Raw genomic sequence first — 1,687 nt, 5'->3', positions numbered from 1 at the left:
CGTTCACCTGGACCAAGACCGCCGACGAGATCCTCAAGTCCCTCGCCGACTACCTCGCCAAGATCAACCCACCCAGCGAGCCATCAAAGAAATAGTTACCCTCTGGACTTGCGGCGCATCATACTAGTGCCGCATCAGGCAACGTTTGCCCTGTTGTGATTCAGCAGGTGGTGTCGTCCGCGCCTCTGGTCCGGAAGTGAATGACGTGACCGGGTGCCCGTCAGCCCAACCTCACATCATCAGGTAACGAAAAAGCTGCCCATTCTCACAAATCACCCTTCCGGTGTCACGGAGGCGGAGGCTGTTCGGTCCTAGTGGGTACAGGTCGACTCCAAGCCGCCACGCCGGATGATCGTCGACCTCCCGGCTCCCAGAGGGAGTCAGCCAACCCACTGCCAGGAGGAAAATCTTCATGAGCACCCCCGTCGTCGCGATCGCCTACCACTCCGGCTACGGCCACACAACCGTCCTCGCTGAGGCCGTGCGTGACGGCGCCGTGCAGGCCGGAGCCGTCGTCCACCTGATCAAGGTCGACGAGATCACCGACGAGCAGTGGGAGCTGCTCGACGCCTCCGACGCGATCGTCTTCGGTTCGCCGACCTACATGGGCACGGCTTCCGGTGCCTTCCACCAGTTCGCCGAGACCACCTCCAAGCGCTGGTTCGTCCACTCGTGGAAGGACAAGCTCGCCGCCGGATTCAGCAACTCCGGCGCCAAGAGCGGCGACAAGCTCCACACGCTCCAGTACTTCGCCGTCCTGGCGGCCCAGCACGGCATGACCTGGGTCAACCTCGGCCTGCACCCGGGCTGGAACAGCACCACCGCCTCCGAGGATGATCTCAACCGCCTCGGCTTCTACCTGGGCGCGGGCGCCCAGACCCACACCGACCACGGCCCCGAGGAAGTCCACAAGGCCGACATAGCCACCGCCGAGCACCTCGGCCGCCGCATCGCCGAGCAGGCCCGCGTCTACGCCGCCGGACGCGCAGCCGTCGGCGTGTGAGCCAACGGCGGCCCCCGCCTGCCCCGCTGCCGCGGAGCCGAAGCCCCACTGGTCAGCGGTGGCGTCACCGAGGGCGCTGTGTCCGTCGGCAGCACGGTGCCCCGGTCAGGAATTCATGCAGCCGGCACACCCTCGGGTGTGCCGGCTGCAGGCTTGTCCTTGCCCAGGCCGACGCGGCAAATGTTGCCTGATGCGGCACTAGTTGACCTGGGACGACGCGAAATCAAGGGGGGCGCGCCGCGCACCCCCTGTGCGCCCCCTTGGGCCGCGGCGACCATGCCCTGACCGGCGCGCCCGAAGCGGGCTTCGAACGCTCCGCCACCTCCGCCGCCCGCACTTACCTGCCGAACCCCTGGCTGGGGCCCTTGGGGGTGGGTGGCCGGTGAGAAGGTGTCCGGCTGGCGGCCCGGGCGGCGGCCTGGCGCTGTTGCGCTTCGAAGCGTTCGCGGGCCTGTTCGTTTCGGGTGCGGACCCGCTTGACTGCGACCGGGTCACGGCGAGCGAGGTCTTGGCCGCGCCGCACCTCCTCGCCGAGCCCGTGGCGGTGGTCGCGCTCGGCGACCAAGGAAGCCAGCTGGCCGGTGACGCGCTCGTACTGGCCAGCCGGGGTGAACCGCGCCGAGTTTCGTGGAGACTTGGCTACTTGGTTTCTGCTGCGGTGAGTGCGGCCTGTTGGTGACGGTA

Annotated in this window: 1 protein-coding gene; it reads left to right on the top strand. The window is 67.8% G+C overall.

The features are described 5' to 3' along the window. Positions 1-412: 412 nt before the first annotated feature. Positions 413-1,003 (top strand): flavodoxin family protein, encoded by a 591-nt coding sequence (locus ACTOQ3_RS43460; RefSeq protein ID WP_440089915.1) that lies wholly within the window; start codon positions 413-415, stop codon positions 1,001-1,003. Positions 1,004-1,687 lie beyond the last annotated feature (684 nt).

Origin of the sequence: Streptosporangium sp. LJ11 (assembly GCF_051918945.1) — a bacterium.
GTDB lineage: Bacteria > Actinomycetota > Actinomycetes > Streptosporangiales > Streptosporangiaceae > Streptosporangium.
The sequence above is the reverse complement of the archived record's forward strand: the minus strand, read 5'-3'. Positions and strand labels throughout refer to the sequence as shown.